At 65.4% G+C, this 16307-nt stretch carries 18 protein-coding genes and 1 tRNA gene; 8 read left to right on the top strand and 11 right to left on the bottom strand.

Annotated features, from left to right (window positions below; all coding sequences use genetic code 11):
- Nucleotides 1-2: 2 nt before the first annotated feature.
- Entirely contained in the window at nt 3-1238 is a 1236-nt protein-coding gene (locus tag ACTIF2_RS08830; protein ID WP_439496684.1) for a urate hydroxylase PuuD, read from the bottom strand.
- Between the two features lie 148 nt (nt 1239-1386).
- Between ACTIF2_RS08830 and ACTIF2_RS08825 the strand changes: the two genes are divergently transcribed.
- The 3 genes from ACTIF2_RS08825 to puuE all read left to right on the top strand — a co-directional run bounded on the left by ACTIF2_RS08825 (nt 1387) and on the right by puuE (nt 3825).
- Entirely contained in the window at nt 1387-1971 is a 585-nt protein-coding gene (locus ACTIF2_RS08825) for a hypothetical protein (protein WP_439496683.1), read from the top strand.
- A 1-nt stretch (nt 1972) separates the two neighbouring features.
- Nucleotides 1973-2329, top strand: coding sequence for a hydroxyisourate hydrolase (gene uraH / locus ACTIF2_RS08820; protein ID WP_439496682.1), 357 nt, complete (start codon nt 1973-1975; stop codon nt 2327-2329).
- Nucleotides 2330-2400: 71 nt separating this feature from the next.
- On the top strand, nt 2401-3825 hold the full coding sequence (gene puuE, locus ACTIF2_RS08815; protein ID WP_439496681.1) for an allantoinase PuuE: 1425 nt from the start codon (nt 2401-2403) through the stop codon (nt 3823-3825).
- A gap of 178 nt (nt 3826-4003) precedes the next feature.
- Here puuE and ACTIF2_RS08810 read toward each other — a convergent pair whose 3' ends face one another.
- Together ACTIF2_RS08810 and ACTIF2_RS08805 are read right to left on the bottom strand one after the other, a co-directional pair.
- The gene (locus ACTIF2_RS08810; RefSeq protein ID WP_439496680.1) at nt 4004-4402 is read right to left on the bottom strand and encodes a VOC family protein; all 399 of its coding nucleotides are present in this window, start codon (nt 4400-4402) and stop codon (nt 4004-4006) included.
- Nucleotides 4403-4461: 59 nt separating this feature from the next.
- Nucleotides 4462-5223, bottom strand: a complete 762-nt coding sequence (locus tag ACTIF2_RS08805; protein ID WP_439496679.1) for an SDR family NAD(P)-dependent oxidoreductase — start codon at nt 5221-5223, stop codon at nt 4462-4464.
- Between the two features lie 157 nt (nt 5224-5380).
- Here ACTIF2_RS08805 and ACTIF2_RS08800 point away from each other — a divergent pair, with 157 nt between their 5' ends.
- Nucleotides 5381-5518 (top strand): hypothetical protein, encoded by a 138-nt coding sequence (locus tag ACTIF2_RS08800; protein ID WP_439496678.1) that lies wholly within the window; start codon nt 5381-5383, stop codon nt 5516-5518.
- Between the two features lie 27 nt (nt 5519-5545).
- On the opposite strand, the gene ACTIF2_RS08795 is transcribed toward ACTIF2_RS08800, so the two are convergent.
- Complete coding sequence (locus tag ACTIF2_RS08795; protein ID WP_439496677.1) at nt 5546-6976, bottom strand: SNF2-related protein; 1431 nt, start codon at nt 6974-6976, stop codon at nt 5546-5548.
- A 132-nt stretch (nt 6977-7108) separates the two neighbouring features.
- Here ACTIF2_RS08795 and ACTIF2_RS08790 point away from each other — a divergent pair, with 132 nt between their 5' ends.
- On the top strand, nt 7109-8497 hold the full coding sequence (locus ACTIF2_RS08790) for a M20 family metallopeptidase (RefSeq protein WP_439496676.1): 1389 nt from the start codon (nt 7109-7111) through the stop codon (nt 8495-8497).
- 118 nt (nt 8498-8615) lie between these two features.
- Here ACTIF2_RS08790 and ACTIF2_RS08785 read toward each other — a convergent pair whose 3' ends face one another.
- On the bottom strand, nt 8616-8918 hold the full coding sequence (locus tag ACTIF2_RS08785; protein ID WP_439496675.1) for a hypothetical protein: 303 nt from the start codon (nt 8916-8918) through the stop codon (nt 8616-8618).
- A 10-nt stretch (nt 8919-8928) separates the two neighbouring features.
- Nucleotides 8929-9186, bottom strand: a complete 258-nt coding sequence (locus ACTIF2_RS08780; protein WP_439496674.1) for a hypothetical protein — start codon at nt 9184-9186, stop codon at nt 8929-8931.
- A 132-nt stretch (nt 9187-9318) separates the two neighbouring features.
- On the opposite strand from ACTIF2_RS08780, the gene ACTIF2_RS08775 reads away from it, so the two are divergent.
- Nucleotides 9319-9612, top strand: a complete 294-nt coding sequence (locus ACTIF2_RS08775) for a hypothetical protein (RefSeq protein WP_439496673.1) — start codon at nt 9319-9321, stop codon at nt 9610-9612.
- Here the strand turns inward: ACTIF2_RS08775 and ACTIF2_RS08770 are convergent.
- Nucleotides 9543-10058 carry an MgtC/SapB family protein gene (locus tag ACTIF2_RS08770; protein WP_439496672.1) on the bottom strand — a complete coding sequence of 172 codons (516 nt, stop codon included), beginning with the start codon at nt 10056-10058 and terminating at the stop codon, nt 9543-9545. The genes ACTIF2_RS08775 and ACTIF2_RS08770 overlap by 70 nt on opposite strands.
- Before the next feature lie 228 nt (nt 10059-10286).
- On the opposite strand from ACTIF2_RS08770, the gene ACTIF2_RS08765 reads away from it, so the two are divergent.
- Nucleotides 10287-10892, top strand: coding sequence for a hypothetical protein (locus ACTIF2_RS08765; RefSeq protein ID WP_439496671.1), 606 nt, complete (start codon nt 10287-10289; stop codon nt 10890-10892).
- Between the two features lie 211 nt (nt 10893-11103).
- Here the strand turns inward: ACTIF2_RS08765 and ACTIF2_RS08760 are convergent, their stop codons facing one another.
- The 4 genes from ACTIF2_RS08760 to phhA form a co-directional block, all read right to left on the bottom strand.
- Nucleotides 11104-12306, bottom strand: a complete 1203-nt coding sequence (locus ACTIF2_RS08760; RefSeq protein ID WP_439496670.1) for an acyltransferase family protein — start codon at nt 12304-12306, stop codon at nt 11104-11106.
- Between the two features lie 777 nt (nt 12307-13083).
- Nucleotides 13084-13159: transfer RNA gene (locus tag ACTIF2_RS08755), tRNA-Lys, on the bottom strand.
- A gap of 143 nt (nt 13160-13302) precedes the next feature.
- On the bottom strand, nt 13303-14574 hold the full coding sequence (locus ACTIF2_RS08750) for a solute carrier family 23 protein (protein WP_439496669.1): 1272 nt from the start codon (nt 14572-14574) through the stop codon (nt 13303-13305).
- Between the two features lie 135 nt (nt 14575-14709).
- Nucleotides 14710-15582 (bottom strand): phenylalanine 4-monooxygenase, encoded by an 873-nt coding sequence (gene phhA / locus ACTIF2_RS08745; RefSeq protein ID WP_439496668.1) that lies wholly within the window; start codon nt 15580-15582, stop codon nt 14710-14712.
- Between the two features lie 121 nt (nt 15583-15703).
- Between phhA and ACTIF2_RS08740 the strand changes: the two genes are divergently transcribed.
- Nucleotides 15704-16186: an Lrp/AsnC family transcriptional regulator gene (locus tag ACTIF2_RS08740; protein ID WP_439496667.1), complete on the top strand. Its 483-nt coding sequence runs from the start codon at nt 15704-15706 to the stop codon at nt 16184-16186.
- Nucleotides 16187-16307 lie beyond the last annotated feature (121 nt).

The following is a 16307-nucleotide window of genomic DNA, read 5'->3' as shown; positions in this document are numbered from 1 at the left end:
GCCTAGCGCGATCCCGTCAGCCAGCTCGCCAGCACGCGGCGCTCCGCCTCGGTCATGCCGGTCAGGTTGTTCGGCGGCATGGCATGCGTCATCACGGCTTGCGTCCGGATCGCGCGCGCCTGGATGGCGATCCGTTCCGGCTCGTGCAGCCAGATGCCCTTGGGCGCGATCTGGAGGCCCGGCCAGGACGGCTCCGGTGCATGGCACATGGCGCAGCGGCCCGTCACGATATTGGCGACCTCCGCCGGTGGCAGGCTCATGCCCGCCAGCAGCACCGCCTTGGCCGGCTCGGCCGGCGTCAGCCCGAGCCCCTCGCGTCCGCCCGGCGAGGAGGCCATCGCCAGCCAGAAGGCGAGCCAGAGCGCGAGCAGCGCCACTGCCCAGGTCCACCACGGCGATTTCGCGTGGTCGGCGTGCCGGAGATTGTAGAAATGCCGGATCAGCGCGCCGGCGACGATGATCAGCGCCACCAGCGCCGGAATCACCGCCGGATTGGCATAAGTGACCGGGTAGTGGTTCGACAGCATAAGGAACAGCACCGGCAGGGTGATGTAGTTGTTATGCGTCGAGCGCTGCTTGGCCTGCTTGCCGAGCTTCGGATCGGGCGTCTCGCCCGCCGTCAGCGCCGCGATGACCTTGCGCTGGCCGGGCATGATGATGAAGAAGACATTGGCGGTCATGATCGTCGCCATCAGCGCGCCGGTATGGATCAGCGCGCCGCGGCCCGAGAATACCTGGGCGAAGGCCCAGCTCGCCGCGACGACATAACCGAAGCCGAGCAGCCCGAGCACGACCTCGTTGCGGCCGAGTGGCGACTTGCAAAGGAAATCGTAGAACAGCCAGCCGAGCGCCAGCGCGACGATGCCGATCGCCCCCGCCGCCAGCGGCGAGAGCTGCATCACCGCCGGATCGATCAGATAGAGCTCCGACTGCGCGTAATAGACCCAGACCAGCAGGAAGAAGCCCGAGATCCAGGTCCAGTAGCTCTGCCATTTGTGCCAGGTCAGCTCCTCTGGCATGCGCGGCGGCGCGACCAGATATTTCCGCATCTCGTAGAAGCCGCCGCCATGGACCTGCCAGGCGCGCCCACCTTCCCCCGGCGGAATGTCGGCGGCCGGACGCAGACTGGCGTCTAGATGGATGAAGAAGAAGGACGAGCCGATCCAGGCGATCCCCGTGATCACATGCAGCCAGCGCAGCAGCATGCCGCCCCATTCGAGGAGATAGGCGTCAAGCATTCCGCAGCCCCTTCCCCACGGGCCGCGCGAACGATTGACAGGGGCGAATCCGGGATGGGACTGTCATGACGCGTCCAGACTAGGGTTGGCCTTTTTGCGAAGGCAAGCTTCGTTCCGGCGCGGTCAACATCCTGGACGGGGGGTTGTGGTGGGATTCGGTACAATCCCCTGGCGGCTTGGCAGCGTAATGATAGCTTTGCCCATTGGCAGCTTGGCTTTGGCAGCTCGTGACTTTGATCGGACAGCATACCTCAAAAGGCAATTTGGCGGCTGGACTGGCATTAGCTTTCATTGCCGCGCGAACCCTGAAAGCAGTGACAACAAGCAGCTATGCGAATGGTCTCGAGCACGTTTCGAGAGCCTCGCTTCAGCCAAGAAACTCAGAATCGTTCTCGATGATGCGGATATTTTTTCGCGGGCAGACGAAAGGCTGGCCAGGAGAGCATCAGGAACTGGATTACTGACAGTTGAACTTGAATTATTTTCAACGCGGGGCGAATCGTATGGGAAGTATATGGCTGTAAGAGCCTCTCCATATTATATTGAAGCCATTGAAACATTTAATCCCAATGAAATAGAAAAGCGCCCGCGGTCAGGAGCGCTTATATTGTGGGAACAAACAAGAATATCATCTTCCGCAACTCAGCATGAAGGTTCGATATTGCTTGCGCAATATGACATAGAGCAAATGCTTGAAGAGCTAATCTCCGATTTTTCAGCAGGACAGCAATAAGATGCCTCGTCTCTCGACGCATGTGCTCGACACGGTCAACGGCCGGCCGGCCGCGGGCGTGCGCATCACGCTCGACCGCATTGCCGCCGACGGCTCGCGCCAGCGCCTCGTGGAGACGGCGACCAATGCCGATGGCCGCACCGACCAACCGCTGCTCGCGGGCGACGCGCTCGAGCCCGGCACCTACGAGTTGTCCTTCGCCATCGGCGCCTATTTTCGCGGGCTCGGCACCACCCTGCCCGAGCCCGCCTTCCTCGATATCGTGCCGATCCGTTTCGGCATCGCCGATCCCGGCGGGCACTATCACGTGCCATTGCTGGCCTCGCCCTGGAGCTACTCGACCTATCGCGGCAGCTAGAACCGCAATTCGAATCGAACCCCAACGGCTTGCAGCCGGAACCTGACTCAATTTCGCAGGCAGTTATCTCGATGGTCGAACGTCCCTACCCACGCGACATGGCCGGTTACGGCCGCACTCCTCCACACCCGCACTGGCCGGGCGAGGCCCGGATCGCGTTGCAATTCGTGATCAATTACGAGGAGGGCGGCGAGAACTGCATCCTGCATGGCGACGCCGCCTCCGAGGCTTTTCTCTCCGAGATCGTCGGCGCCGCGCCCTGGCCCGGCCAGCGCCACATGAACATGGAGTCGATCTACGAATACGGCTCGCGCGCCGGCTATTGGCGGCTCTGGCGCATGTTCACCGAACGCCAGCTGCCGGTCACCGTCTTCGCCGTGGCGAGCGCGCTCGCGCGCTATCCTGGGATCGCGGCCTCGATGCAGGAGGCGGGCTGGGAGATCGCCACGCATGGCCTGAAATGGATCGATTACCGCGACACCCCGCCCGAGCAGGAGTGCGCCGACATCGTGGAAGCCATCCGCATCCAGCGCGAGATCACCGGCGAGCGCCCGCTCGGCTTCTACCAGGGCCGCTCCTCGCAGAACACGACGCCGCTGATGATGGAGGAAGGCGGCTTCCTCTACACCGCCGACGCCTATGCCGACGACCTGCCCTACTGGGTCGCCGGGCCGAAAGGGCCGCAGCTCACGGTGCCCTACACGCTCGACACCAACGACATGCGCTTCGCGACGCCGCAGGGCTTCAATTCCGGCGACCAGTTCTTCGCCTATCTGAAGGATTCCTTCGACACGCTCTATGCCGAGGGCGAGACGGCGCCGAAAATGCTCTCGATCGGCCTGCATTGCCGCCTGGTCGGGCGCCCGGGCCGCGCCGCGGCGCTCGCGCGCTTCCTCGATTATGTGCGCAGCCACGAGCGCGTCTGGGTCGCGACCAGGCTCGACATCGCCCGCCACTGGATCAGGCTTCACCCGCCCGCCGGCGGTTACCAGCCCGCGGCCCTTCCGAAGGCGCTGTTCACCGAGGTTTTTGGCCGCGTCTGGGAGCATTCGCCCTGGGTGGCGGAAGCCACCCATGACGCGGGCCTGAGCACCGGGCAGGACAGCGCCGAGGGGCTGCACGCGGCGATGGTAGGGGCGATGCGCGCCGGCACGCCGGAGCAGAAACGCGCCCTCCTCCTCGCCCATCCCGATCTCGCCGGAAAGCTCGCGGCCGCGAAGGAGCTGACGCCTGAATCCACGCTCGAACAGGCCTCGGCCGGGCTCGACCGGCTGAGCAGCGACGAGCGCGCACGCTTCACCGCGCTGAACGAGGCCTACAAGGCCAGGTTCGGCATCCCCTTCATCATCGCCGTGAAGGGGCTTCGCAAGGACGAGATCCTCGCAGCCTTCGAGCAGCGCCTGAAAAGCACGCCGGAACGGGAGTTCGAGACGGCGCTCGAACAGGTCGAGAAGATCGCGCTGCTGCGGCTGAAGGAGCTGCTGCCGGGCGGCTGAGAGGGAACACGGCCGTCATTCGGAGCGGCCGGCTGCCTGATCGGATTCGGGGACCGCGGAGCCCACCGTCATTGCGAGCGTCAGCGAAGCAATCCAGGATGGGTCGCGCGACGGCCCCTCCTGGATTGCTTCGTCGCTCCGCTCCTCGCAATGACGGCGCGCCGTGAAGTCCGCAGACCTATGGCCGGTTCGTCCGTTCGCGCGCGGCCGAATCGACGCATTGCGCCAGCCACCAGGTCGTGCCGGTCGGATCCTTGAGCCCGCCGCGCCGGTCGCCGTCGCCCTTCGCCATCAGCTCCTGCACCACGGTCGCGCCGGCCGCCCTGGCGCGCGCGAACACGGCGTCGGGGTCGGCGACATAGACATGGACATGGCTTTCCGGCCCGCCTTCCATCTCGCCGATCATCACGACGGAATCGTCGATCCGGATCTCGCAATGCGTGATCCGCCCGTCATCGCGCCGGGCGACGAAGATCGGCTCGACCCCAAACGCCGCCTTGGCGAAGGCGAGCGCCTTCTCGGCATCGGGCACGATCAGATAGGGCGAGACGGCATTGTGGCCTTCGGGCTTGTACATCGGAATCTCCCTGTTCATGACCGCAACGTCGGAATTCGGACGCTGTTCCTGACCGGCGACTACAACCCGCTCACCAGATGGCCACCATCGGCGGCGAGCACCGAGCCGGTCATGAAGCCCGACGCATTTGAGCAGAGCAGCAGGAAGGGCCCGTCCAGGTCCGCCAATTCGCCGGCGCGGCGCATCGGGATGCGCTTGATCAGGGCCTTGCCGTCGTCGCCCTCGAAGAAGGCGCGGTTGATGTCGGTGACGACATAGCCCGGCGCCAGCGCGTTGACCCTGACCTTGTGGCGCGCCCATTCCAGCGCCAGCGCCTTGGTCATCTGGATCAGCCCGGCCTTCGAGATCGCATAGGGCGCGACGCTGAGCGCGACGCGCTCGCCCAGGATCGAGGCTATATTGACGATGGCGCCGCCGTTTGCCTGTTCCGCCATGATCCGCGCCGCCGCCTGCGCCGCGAAGAAGCAGCCCTTCAGGTTGACGTCGAGATGGGCGTCCCATTGCGCCTCGCTCAGGTCGAGCGCGCGTTCCGGATCGGCGATACCGGCATTGTTGACCAGCACATCGAGCCCGCCGAGAGCCGCCCTCGCTTCTGCGACGCCGGCATCGATCGCGGGAACCGACCCGACATCGAGGGCAAGCGGCATGACCTTGCCGGGCAGGCCCTCGCAGCTCCGCGCCAGCTCCTCCAGCCGGTCGAGCCGGCGCGCGGCGGCCGCGACCAGGGCGCCGCGCCCGGCCAGAAGCCGCGCGAAATGCGCGCCGAGCCCCGAGGACGCCCCAGTCACCAGCACGCGCTTGCCGGTCAGATCCTCGAACATGCCGCTTCTCCGATGCGCTCGCGAGCGGCGAAGGGACACTGCCGATATGCCGAGGTCAACATGCCGAAGCGCTCATTCTCGCAAGCTGCGGAATGCTGCGCTGCGGAACAGAATGCGGCGATCGGCGTTGATCAAGGCTTCGGCAAGGAGGGATCATATGTTCCGCATTCTTCTGATCATCGTCGTCATCGCCGTGGGCTATGACGCGATCGTGCATCAGGGCGCCTATACCCGCGGCATCTGGTCGAACATCGTCGGGCTGACCAATTCGGCGGTGGAGAGCACGAAGCCGTAGCTCCCGCCCCCTGCTTCCACGACAGCCTCAGGCCGCCGCGCGCTCCTCGACCAGCGTCGCGATCGCGTCCAGCATCTGCGTGTCGTCGCCGGCGAGCCCGTCCATCGCCGACATGCGGATGATCACGGTCGCCGCGACGGTCTCCTCCACCGTGTCCTCGGCATAGGCATAGAAGATCGTCGCGTGCTGACCGTCGCGATGGCAGCGTCCCTCGATCTGCTGAAGCTGGATCGCGCTGTGGCGCATGTCGTGGATGACGAGCGAGCGCTCGCGTTCTCCGCCCGGCATCTCGCCGCGATGCAGCGAGATCGACTCGGTCACGGTGAAGACGACCACGTCGAGCTCGCCGGTCTGGAAGGCAAGCCGTGTCTCCTCGTTGACCGCGCCGGAACGCTCGCCATTGATCTCGCCGACCCTCCAGCCCCGGCCGCGCACCATCTCGGCCAGCATGGCACTGGTCTCGAGGAAGGCGACCGAGATCGCGACCTGCTGGTCGTTGCCGAGCAGGTCCTCGACGAAATCGGCCGTTCCCGCAATGCGCAGCAGGCTCGCTTTCTGGCGGAAGCGCAGATCGGCGGCCCAGCCTGCCGGCTTGCGGGTCGAGCCTCCGGCCAGGCCGAGCTCGCGCCGGAACTCGCGCCAGGTCGCGTCATAGAGCCGGCGCGCCGGAGCATCGAGCGCGATCGGCGCAAGCTCGCGCTGCACCTCCGGCCAACCCGCGATCTCCTCCGGCCGGCGGCGCAGGCCGATGGCATTCCGGCCCTTGTAGAGCAGCTCCGACATCAGCTTGCGGTCGGCCTCGTTCGGCTCCCAGCTCCAGTTCTTCCAGCGCCCCTTGGCGCGGCCGATCCTGAGCCGCTTCATCAACGCCCGGAACCCGTCGAGATCGGCGCTCGGCATGCCGGCGGCGCCCGCCAGAAGCGGCCCGAGATAGGAGAGCTCGTGCGGCGACTGCCCCGCCGTCGCGCTCATATAGATGGCGAAGCGCGCGGCGGCCGCCATCTGCCGGCAGACCAGCCCCTGCTGCGAGTTCGGGTTGCGGATGCGGTGCGCCTCGTCGATCACGACGATCGGCCAGACCCGCTTCGGCGTTCCGTGCTTGGCGATCTCATTGTTCTTCGCCCGCGTCGAGCGCTTCTTGCTTTCGGCCGGCGGGGCGAGCAGCGACTTCGTCCGCTCGAAATTCATCAGCGTCACGCGCTTTTGCGCCACGCCGGCATGCGCGATGGTGCGCCGCCATTGCGGGATCGCGCCCTTCGGGCAGATCACCAGCACCTCGTCCTCGGGCATCGCGGCGACGGCGAGCCAGGCGGACAGCGTCTTGCCGAGCCCGGTCAGGTCGCCGAGCAGGAATCCCGTCTTGCCGGCCGCGCGTGCCGCAAGGATGGCGTCGCGCGCGGTGAGCTGGTGCGGATGAGGCACCATGGTTCCGCCGCTGTGCCAAGCTTGGCCTGTCATTCCCAGTCCGCATCCTCTGCCGAATGGCCGTTATGCGCGATTGAGCCGTCTTACGGCAAACATCTCCTTGGGTGGCCCCGGGCTCCATGCGAAGACGGCCCTGCTGAATGCCTCTATTCACGGAGACGCACCATGACCCGCGCCCAGGCCATCGCGAACGCGCAAGATTATTTCGACTCGGGCGCCTTCAAGAGCGACCTCGCCCGCCTCGTCGCGATGCCGACCGAGAGCCAGAACCCCGAGCGCACCCCGGTGCTGAGCGCCTATCTCGAGACCGAGATGCGGCCGTTGCTTGAAAAGCTCGGCTTCACCTGCACGATGCTGACCCATCCCAAGGCGCGCGGCCCCTTCCTCTTCGCCGAACGCATCGAGGATCCGGGCCTGTCGACGATCTTCGGCTACGGCCATGGCGACGTCATTCGCGGCCTCGACGCGCAATGGGCCGAAGGTCTTTCGCCCTGGACGCTGACCGAGCGCGGTGACCGCTGGTACGGCCGCGGCGTCGTCGACAACAAGGGCCAGCACGTCATCAATATCAACGCCTTGCGTGCCGTTCTTGAATCGCGCGGAAAGCTCGGCTTCAATGCCAAATACCTGATCGAGATGGGCGAGGAATGCGGCTCGCCCGGTCTGCGCGAGCTCTGCACCGAGCAGAAGGAGCTGTTCAAGTCGGATGTGCTGATCGCCTCCGACGGGCCGCGCCTCAACGCCGAGCGTCCGACCATCTTCCTCGGCGCCCGCGGCGGCGTCACCTTCGATCTCACCATCAATGCCCGCGAGGGCGGCCATCATTCCGGCAACTGGGGCGGCATCCTCTCCGACCCGGCGATCCAGATCGCCCACGCCATCGCCTCGATCACCTCGCCGACCGGCCAGATCCGCATCCATGAATGGGTGCCGAAGGAACTGCCGGCCGCCGTGCGCAAGGCGCTGGCCGATTGCGAGATCGATGGCGGCCCCGATGGCCCGACCATTGATCCCGAATGGGGCGAGCCCGGCCTGTCGCCGGCCGAGCAGGTCTTCGGCTGGTGTTCGTTCGACGTGCTGGCGATGAAGTCCGGCGTGCCGGAGACCCCGGTCAACGCCGTGCCGCCCAGCGCCTGGGCGCGCTGCGCCCTGCGCTTCGTGGTCGGCATCGACCCCGACGACGTCATCCCGGCGCTGCAGCGGCATCTGAAGCGCCATGGCTTCGACATGATCGAGGTCACCAAGGCGCGCGACGCGGTCTTCAACGCCACCCGGCTCGATCCCGACGATCCGTGGGTGGAATGGGCGCTGGCCTCCCTCGCCCGGAGCACCGGCAAGAAGCCGGCTCTGCTGCCCAATCTCGGCGGCGGCCTGCCAAACGACATCTTCGCGGACATCGTCGGCATGCGCACGATCTGGGTGCCGCATTCCTATCCCGGCTGCTCGCAGCATGCACCGGACGAGCATCTGCCTGTCGCCATCGCCCGCGAGGGGCTGGGCATGATGGCCGGCCTCTACTGGGATCTTGGCGAAGGCAACACGCCTCCGGTCTGAGCCCCCCGTCATGCTCGCCCTTGTGGCGAGCATCCACGTCTTGCGACGCGGATGAAGGGAAGACGTGGATGGTCGGGACAAGCCCGACCATGACGGACAGGTCGCGGGGCCCAATCCGTCAACTTGACGACCGCTCCGGGTACTCCCCCTCGAAAGCCGGCGCGTCCGGCCGCTGCCGGTCGAGGCTCTCGCGATAGCGCAAGCAGCCGCGCAGGAATTTCGGCCAGGGCGGCACCGCGATTGCCTGGTCGACTGGCTCCGGCAGCAGGCCCCAGAGCTGCGGGTGGTGCCAGCACAGGTCATGACCGGTGGCATCGCGATGCTCGCGGATGCCGGCGCGCAGACGGCGAATCTCGACGATCAACCGGTCGCGCGACATGGCTTCGAGGTCGCCGTCGACTTCCGATGAGCGCTCCGGCATGGCGTCATGCCTACTCGTTCGGCTCGCGCGGCGACCGGTCCGGCGGCAGGTCGAACGGGCTTGCCGGAGGCGTTTCCGGCGGTGCGTTCGGAGGCAATTCCGGCGGCGGATCGCGCGGAACCCCGATCGGCTCCTCCTCCGGCGGCGTTTCGACCGGTGGCGCAGGCGGAACCTCGCCCGGCGTCAAAGGCGGCGCCTCCGGCGGCGGCTTGGGCGGCTGGGGCACGCCGCCTGTTGCAACGGCTTGTGGCTTGATCGACGCGATCATTCAGAACTCCTTGTCCCGGAGATCAACGCATCGGAGGGGCGAAGGTTCGCGGCCCGCGTGACATCGCGGGAGCGGAACAATGGCCGCCCTGAGGGCTTGGTCCGGGAGACCCTCGATTGGAGGAGAGCCGCCATGAACCAACGCGACAAGCCCCGCGAGAACCCCGCCCGCCTCGATGACGACAGGCTCAAGGGGCCGGTCTCGCGCCCCGACGTGGAGGATGTCGTCACCGAAGGCGCGCCGCCCGATCCCCGCAGCAAGCGTCACGATGCCGGGAGCGACGCCAACGACACGGCCGACGGGCTGACGGAATCCGAGGAGGCCGTCCGCCATGCCGCCGAGGACATTCCGACGGGTCAGGATCCGGAAGGACCGCCTGATTCGGTACCGGTCTTCGAGCGCGGCTCGCTGCCGCCCAAGGTCTGATCGGTCGGAGCATCCCCTCCGGTCGAGCGACGGCGTCCGGCCCAGCGCTCGATCGAATGGTCGATCGCCAGGAGGACCAGCGCGAGCGCCGTCGCGGTGAGCACGATGCGCCAATGCCCCAGCCCCGCCGCACAGCCGAGCGCGGCCGTCACCCAGATCGCCGCAGCCGTGGTCAGCCCGCGCGGCGCCGTCTCGTTGTTGCGAAGGATGATGACACCGGCGCCGAGGAAGCCGATGCCCGTGAGCACGCCCTGCACGACGCGGCTGGCGGCGTCGGCATGTTCCGGCTCGGTGAAGATGCCGGCTGCTGCCGCCGTCCCCAGGCCGACCAGGCCGAACGTGCGGATGCCGGCGCTCTTCTGCTTGAGCGTGCGCTCCCAGCCGACAGCGACGCCCGCCAGCATGCCGGCGATCAGTTTCAGGATCAGGTCGAATTCGGCAAGCATTCGGATGTCCCGGCTGGCGTGACACCAAGCCTATTTCCCGATCCGGGCAGAGCGTCAACCGATACCGCCGCCTCTGCACTTTCTGGCTGCGCGCGGGCGCCGGGACCGCAGGGGCTACTCAGGGCTGTCGCCATGGGCTTGCCATGACGGGCCAGCTCCGGCACGAAATCGAGGATATGGATGTTCACACCGCCGCGCATGCGGGCGGCCCTGAGCGGAGATGCGCCCGTGAGCGAGACACCGGAACGTTCCGACCAGCCGCGCACGCGCAAGCGCGAAGCGATCAAGACCTTCCTGGTCGCCGACAGGACGCCGATGTGGTTCACGCTGTTCGCGCTGCTGCTCGGCGGCAGCGGAACCTATTTCCTCGCGCCGCGGGTGAACGCTGAATTCGAGGCGCAGAAGTTCAAATCCGACTTCGTCATCCGGAACTACGGCGACCTTCGGACGAAGATGGAGGATTTCCAGGGACTTTATGTCGTAACCGCTCAGAAGCTCGTCACCGGCGAGGATGTCCGCGCCGATGTTTTCAAGCTGCAGGAATTGACCGCCCGCGTCGGCGCCCAGAACCTGTCCTTGCTTCCCATGTTCACGACCGAGTCCGGCCCCAAGGCGACGGCCGAGGTCAACACCGCGATGCTCGGCATGATGGCCGTGCTGTTCGCGAATGCCGGAAAGACCATCGAGAGCGAAGCGGAGACAAAGGCCTATCAGGCACAGGTCAACGAGGCGAACCAGAAACTGGTCAGGCCCCTGCTCGAGCTCTATGTCAGGATCGGCGATGTCGCCCGCCTGAGGCCGACCGAGAAGAACACCGAGCTTCCCAAGAACTGACCACTAGAGCACGCGCCGATCAGATTGCGAAGCAATCCGATCGGATCACGCGTTCTCTAATACTAGTTTAGAGGCGGCTTCACTGATCAGGTTGATTCAACCTGATCAGATCCGGCTCTAGCGCGGCACGAAGCCGGCACGTTGTTTGCTCGGATCTGGGATGCGAGCAGGTGGCCTGGCGGCGATCCGGACCTCGCGCGGAGCATCAGGTTTAGCGTTTTGTTAGCGCCCTCTGTCGGATCGGCGACGCGCGCCAACGGTTGATATACAACAGAGCCGGCTTTTCAAATAAGAGATGGTACAAAATACCGCACCCTAATCCTATGGCGGCACTCAAGGTCATAGTCGCAAGCCAGGACAGCGCAAAGCTGACAAGGACGCCCGATGCGATTGAGATGACCGGACCGTGAATTAAATAGATCGCGTAGGATGCATTACCAAGAAAGAACAGCCAACGGGGCGCTGAAATAGCCCCGGCCATTTCCATGCGGACCAGCCCAACGATTACGATCGCCATGGCTACTCCAAACCATACTCTTGAAATTCCCTCGATTGCAAAGAATCCGGCAAGTCCGGTTATACCGGCCACCAGCACAACACGCGCCCACACTAACGAAAGAGATCTGACCGTGACCGCCGCAATCATGCCGGCAACGAACTCGATATTTAGCGGGGACAGAAACACCTTAAGGCTCGCTTGCAGCACGGGCGGCAAGTTGAGCCCCGCTATGTCGATAGGCAGATAATTGGTCACCCCGATCAGGACCACCCAAGTCGCTATCAGCCATCGGAATCCCGGCGCCCAATACGAGAGCAAGAAGATCGCGTAGAACATTAATTCATGAATGAGGCTCCAAGCGGCCGAAAGGGCCGGCGCTGGCGGCCGTTCGGCCGCGATCAACGTGAGGGATGTGAAAAGACTCCAGTTTTTCTCGGCTCCAAGGCTTGGGACCGCGATGTAGAGAGCAATGATTGCCAAGACCAGCGGCAGGTATGGCACGTAGATTCGAGTGATTCGCCGCCATGCATATGACGAGGCTGCCGCCAGCCCTCGGCGATCGTTCGCGTGGACATGCAGGATTATGAAGCCGCTTAGAACGAAGAAGAAATCGACCCCGAGATGGCCGTGCTCCAGAATGGACGTGAGCCATCCGGGACCACGTGCTCCCTCGCGCTTGTCCGCGGCTTGGACCGCGTGCAGCTGCAATACTGCGAGCGCCGCGATCGCGCGGCCGCCTTGCAAAACGGTGAGTGTCATGACGACCTTGGAGCCGGCAAGGATCGACGCCCGAAGGCGCGCTTCCGAAAGCGCAATGCGGCGAAGCCGTGCGGCTTGAAGAGAAAATGTGAGCGGAGGTGGCCCGATGATCCGCGCTTCGGCGCGTTTCGTATCCGGCCGCACCGGCCGGCACATGCGGGACCTTGTCAGGTGCTCGAAACTAGGGCGGCGTCGGCCGATAACGGACTGCAGCGATCATGGTCTTTCGTACGGGCCATATCGGCCAGAAAGCGAAAAACTCGATTTGTCGCGACGGTGCAAATGAGGACCTGAAAAGCTCAACGGTCCGCGGCTTTCCCCACCGGGAATTGAACGTCCAGCTTCGTTCAATTGAGCGGGAGGCACGCGCACCGGATTCGAACCAAACCCTGCGAGGCTTGTCTCGACCTCTCAGCATGAGTCCAACCCGGTTCATATTACTCATAACACTCAACTCACGAGCAAAAGATCCTTGCGGCGCGTATACACCGATAAGCAAACTGGAAGCCGCCGGTGGGCTTCTTGACCGGCGTCAAATTTCACGTCGAAAGATTACGCTCCTGAAAAAAGTCGAGCCGAAATACCCACGAGGTGGCGGGCCCTCCTGCCCTGGCAACCGGACTATTTTCGGCGCCGAGGTGCGGAGCTTCGAAAGGCTGCCGGACTCCCGGATGACGCGAAGTTCATGGGCTGGCGCCACGGCGGTAACGTCGAAGGTGCAAAGACCGATCTGACGGATGCTCAGCTCCGTGCGCTGAGCGGCCGCAAGACCACTGCCGCCCTGCTCCGGCACGCTCAAACGTCGGAGAAGCAGGGGCAAGCGAGGGCGCGAAAGCGCTTGGACGCGAGAACGAAAGCGGGGGGTTTGTCAGAATAGAGCCAGTGACCATTTGTCAGAACGGTCGTCTTGCTGTCTCTAAGTCATTGAGATCGTGGTGGGTGATGTAGGGCTCGAACCTACGACCCGCTGATTAAGAGTCAGCTGCTCTACCAACTGAGCTAATCACCCATACGCCACGAAGCGTCGCCGGCGCGGCTCAAGACCGCGTCAGGCAGGCCGGCGATGTAGCAAACGCCCCCTGCCCTGTCCACCCCGTTTGCGACAGAAATATGCAGCCGGACGAAAAGCTTGCGTCCGGCCGCGTTCTCCGCTCACGCCGCCTTGCGGTTCAGCAGATGATAGAGCGCGATCGCCCCGAAGGTCGCCGTGCCGATGCCGCCGAGCTCGAAGCCGAAGATCGGCAGCTTGAGGTCGCCCGCGCCGAGGATCAGCGCCGTCGCCACCGTCAGCAGATTCTTCGGCTCGGAGAAATCGACCTTGTTCTCGACCCAGATCCGGCCGGCCGTCGCGGCGATCAGGCCGAAGACGACGATGGCGAGGCCACCCAGCACCGCGACGGGGATCGTGCCGATCACCGCGCCGAATTTCGGCGAGAAGCCGAGGATCAGCGCGATCACGCCGGCAGCGACGAAGACCAGCGTCGAATAAACCCGCGTCACCGCCATCACGCCCATGTTCTCGGCATAGGTGGTGACGCCGGTGCCGCCGCCCGAGCCTGCGATCATGGTGGCAAGCCCGTCGGCCATGAAGCCACGCCCGATCAGTGGATCGAGATTGCGCCCGGTCATCACCGCGATGCCCTTGATATGCCCGAGATTCTCCGCGACCAGGATGATCGCGACCGGCGCGATCAGCGCCATCGCCCGCGCATCGAAAACCGGCGCCACGAAGTTCGGCAGCCCGAACCAGGACGCGGCCGCGATCTTGCCGAAATCGATGGTCGGCGCACCGAAGGACGAGGCCGTCGCCGCATAGATCACATAGGCCGCGAGCCCGCCGATCAGCACCGGCAGGCGCTGCGCCAGCCCGCGCCCATAAACGGCGACGAGCGCGACCGCGACGACGGTCAGCAGCGCGATCCATTTGGTGTAGGGGCTGGCCGCGATCATGTTCATCGCGACCGCCGTCAGGTTGAGACCGATCGCCGCGACGACGGCGCCGGTGACCACTGGCGGCAGCAGCTTCTCGATCCAGCTGGTGCCGACCGCCTGGACGACCAGGCCGATGAGGAAATACAGCGCGCCGCAGGCGATGATGCCGCCGAGCGCCACGCCGATATTGGGGTTGGGGCCGGAGCCGGCATAGCCGGTCGCGGCAATGACCACGCCGATGAAGGCGAAGGACGAGCCGAGATAGCTCGGCAATTGCCCGCGCGTGACGACGAAGAAGAGCAGCGTCGCGATACCCGAGAAGAAGATCGCGACATTGGGGTCGAAGCCCATCAGGACCGGCGCCAGCACGGTGGCGCCGAACATGGCGACGACATGCTGCAGGCCGGCGATGACCGTCTGCCCGCTCGGCAGTCTCTCGTCCGGCATCACCGCGCCGGAGGTCTTCAGGGTCCAGTTCGGAAAATAGCCCATGTCTCGCGCTCCCCAGCCCGGCGGCGGCCAAGCTCGCGCCGCGCCTCGCGATGAAAGGCGAGAGCCGGCCCGCCGCCAAGACGATCAGTCCGGCGACGGGTCGATTTCAGGGGAAAACCAGGCCCAGAGGCGGGTTCAGGAGGCGATCTTGGTACTGTCGTGGTGGCTGCCGTCGCCGCGCTGGAACACGCGGTCGCGCGGCAGCACGATTTCGGGGTCGATATCGGCCCGGTCGCGCGCCTGCGCCATGGCCGCCTCGACCGAGGCCTCGTCCAGCGCCGGCATCGCCCTGAAGCCCGGCATCACGAAATAGCTCTGCTGGTAATCGTCGATCCGGTAGCGCGTCCGCATCACCCGCACCGTGTCGAAGCCGATCCGGTTGGGCGAGGCGCTCTCCAGCGCGAAGATCGTCTCGCCCGGCGACGAGGCGATGCCGGCGCCGAAGATGCGCAGTCCCGCCTCGGTCTCGATCAGCCCGAACTCGACGCTGTACCAGTAGAGTCGCGCCAGCCGGGCGAGGTCCTCGGGCGTCTGCGCTCGCAGCCCCGCCGCGCCATAGGCCGCGACGAAATCGGCATAGGCCGGGTTCATCAGGAGCGGCACATGGCCGAAGACGTCGTGGAAGATGTCGGGCTCCTCGATATAGTCGAACTCTTCCGGTCGCCTGATCCAGAAGCCGGCCGGAAAGCGCCGCTCCGCCAGATGGGTGAAGAAGACCCGGTCCGGCACGAGGCCGGGCACGGCGACGATCTCCCAGCCCGTCGCCGGCTTGAGCACCCGGTTCATGGCGCGGAAATCGGGAATGCCGTCCGCCGCGATGCCGAGCGCGGTCAACCCCTCGAAGAACTCGTCGCAGACGCGGCCGCGCAGAAGCTCGGCCTGGCGCCTGTGCAGCTTCGACCAGGTTTCGTGATCGGCGGCGGAATAGGCCTCGAAGCGCTGATCCACGACAAAATCGGCCGGAATCTCCTCCGGCTTCAGGCCGGAGCGGATGAAAGGATCGGACATGGCGCACCTCCCTTGCTGAAGGGATGATCGCGCCGCCGGGCGGTCAGGTCCTGACTATTTCTTGTCTCACTCGAGCGCTATTGGCAGAATGTGACCCATAGCAAGAACTGCGGGTCCGAACATGCCACACACCGCCAGCAAGCCGTCACGTTTCGACGAAACCGATCGGCGCATCCTGCGCACCATTCAGCGCAATGGCCGCATCACCAACGCCGCCCTGGCCGATGAGATCGGCATGGCAGCCTCGCCATGCCTGCGCCGGTTGAAGGCGCTGGAGGAGGCCGGAATCGTCGCGGGCTACCGCGCGGTGCTGGACCGTCGCGCGCTCGGCCATGGCGTCGAGGCCTATGCCTTCGTCAAGCTCTCGCAATCGGACCCCGACTGGCGCACCCGGCTGGTCGAGAAGCTGAAGGCCTTCGAGGAGGTGATTTCCTGCCAGGCCATGACCGGCGAATGCGACCTGCTGGTCCATATCGTCGCCGACGACATCGAGGCCTATGGCGAGTTCGCGATGCAGCGCCTGCTGACCCTGCCCGGCATCGCCGACATGCGCTCGTCCTTCGTGCTCGCGACGATCAAGCCGGACAAGGGCTGGCCGGTATAGCGCGGCGTCATGCTCGGGCTCGACCCGAGCATCTCTTTCAGGAGATTCTCGGGTCTGCGCGGAGTTTATCCTTGGGCCGGCCAAAGGCCGGACCCGAGGGCTTCGCCCGAGAATGACGGGT

Source organism: Allobosea sp., from assembly GCF_051860145.1.
In the GTDB taxonomy this organism is placed as follows: domain Bacteria; phylum Pseudomonadota; class Alphaproteobacteria; order Rhizobiales; family Beijerinckiaceae; genus Allobosea.
This window is presented reverse-complemented; position numbering and strand designations above follow the sequence as displayed.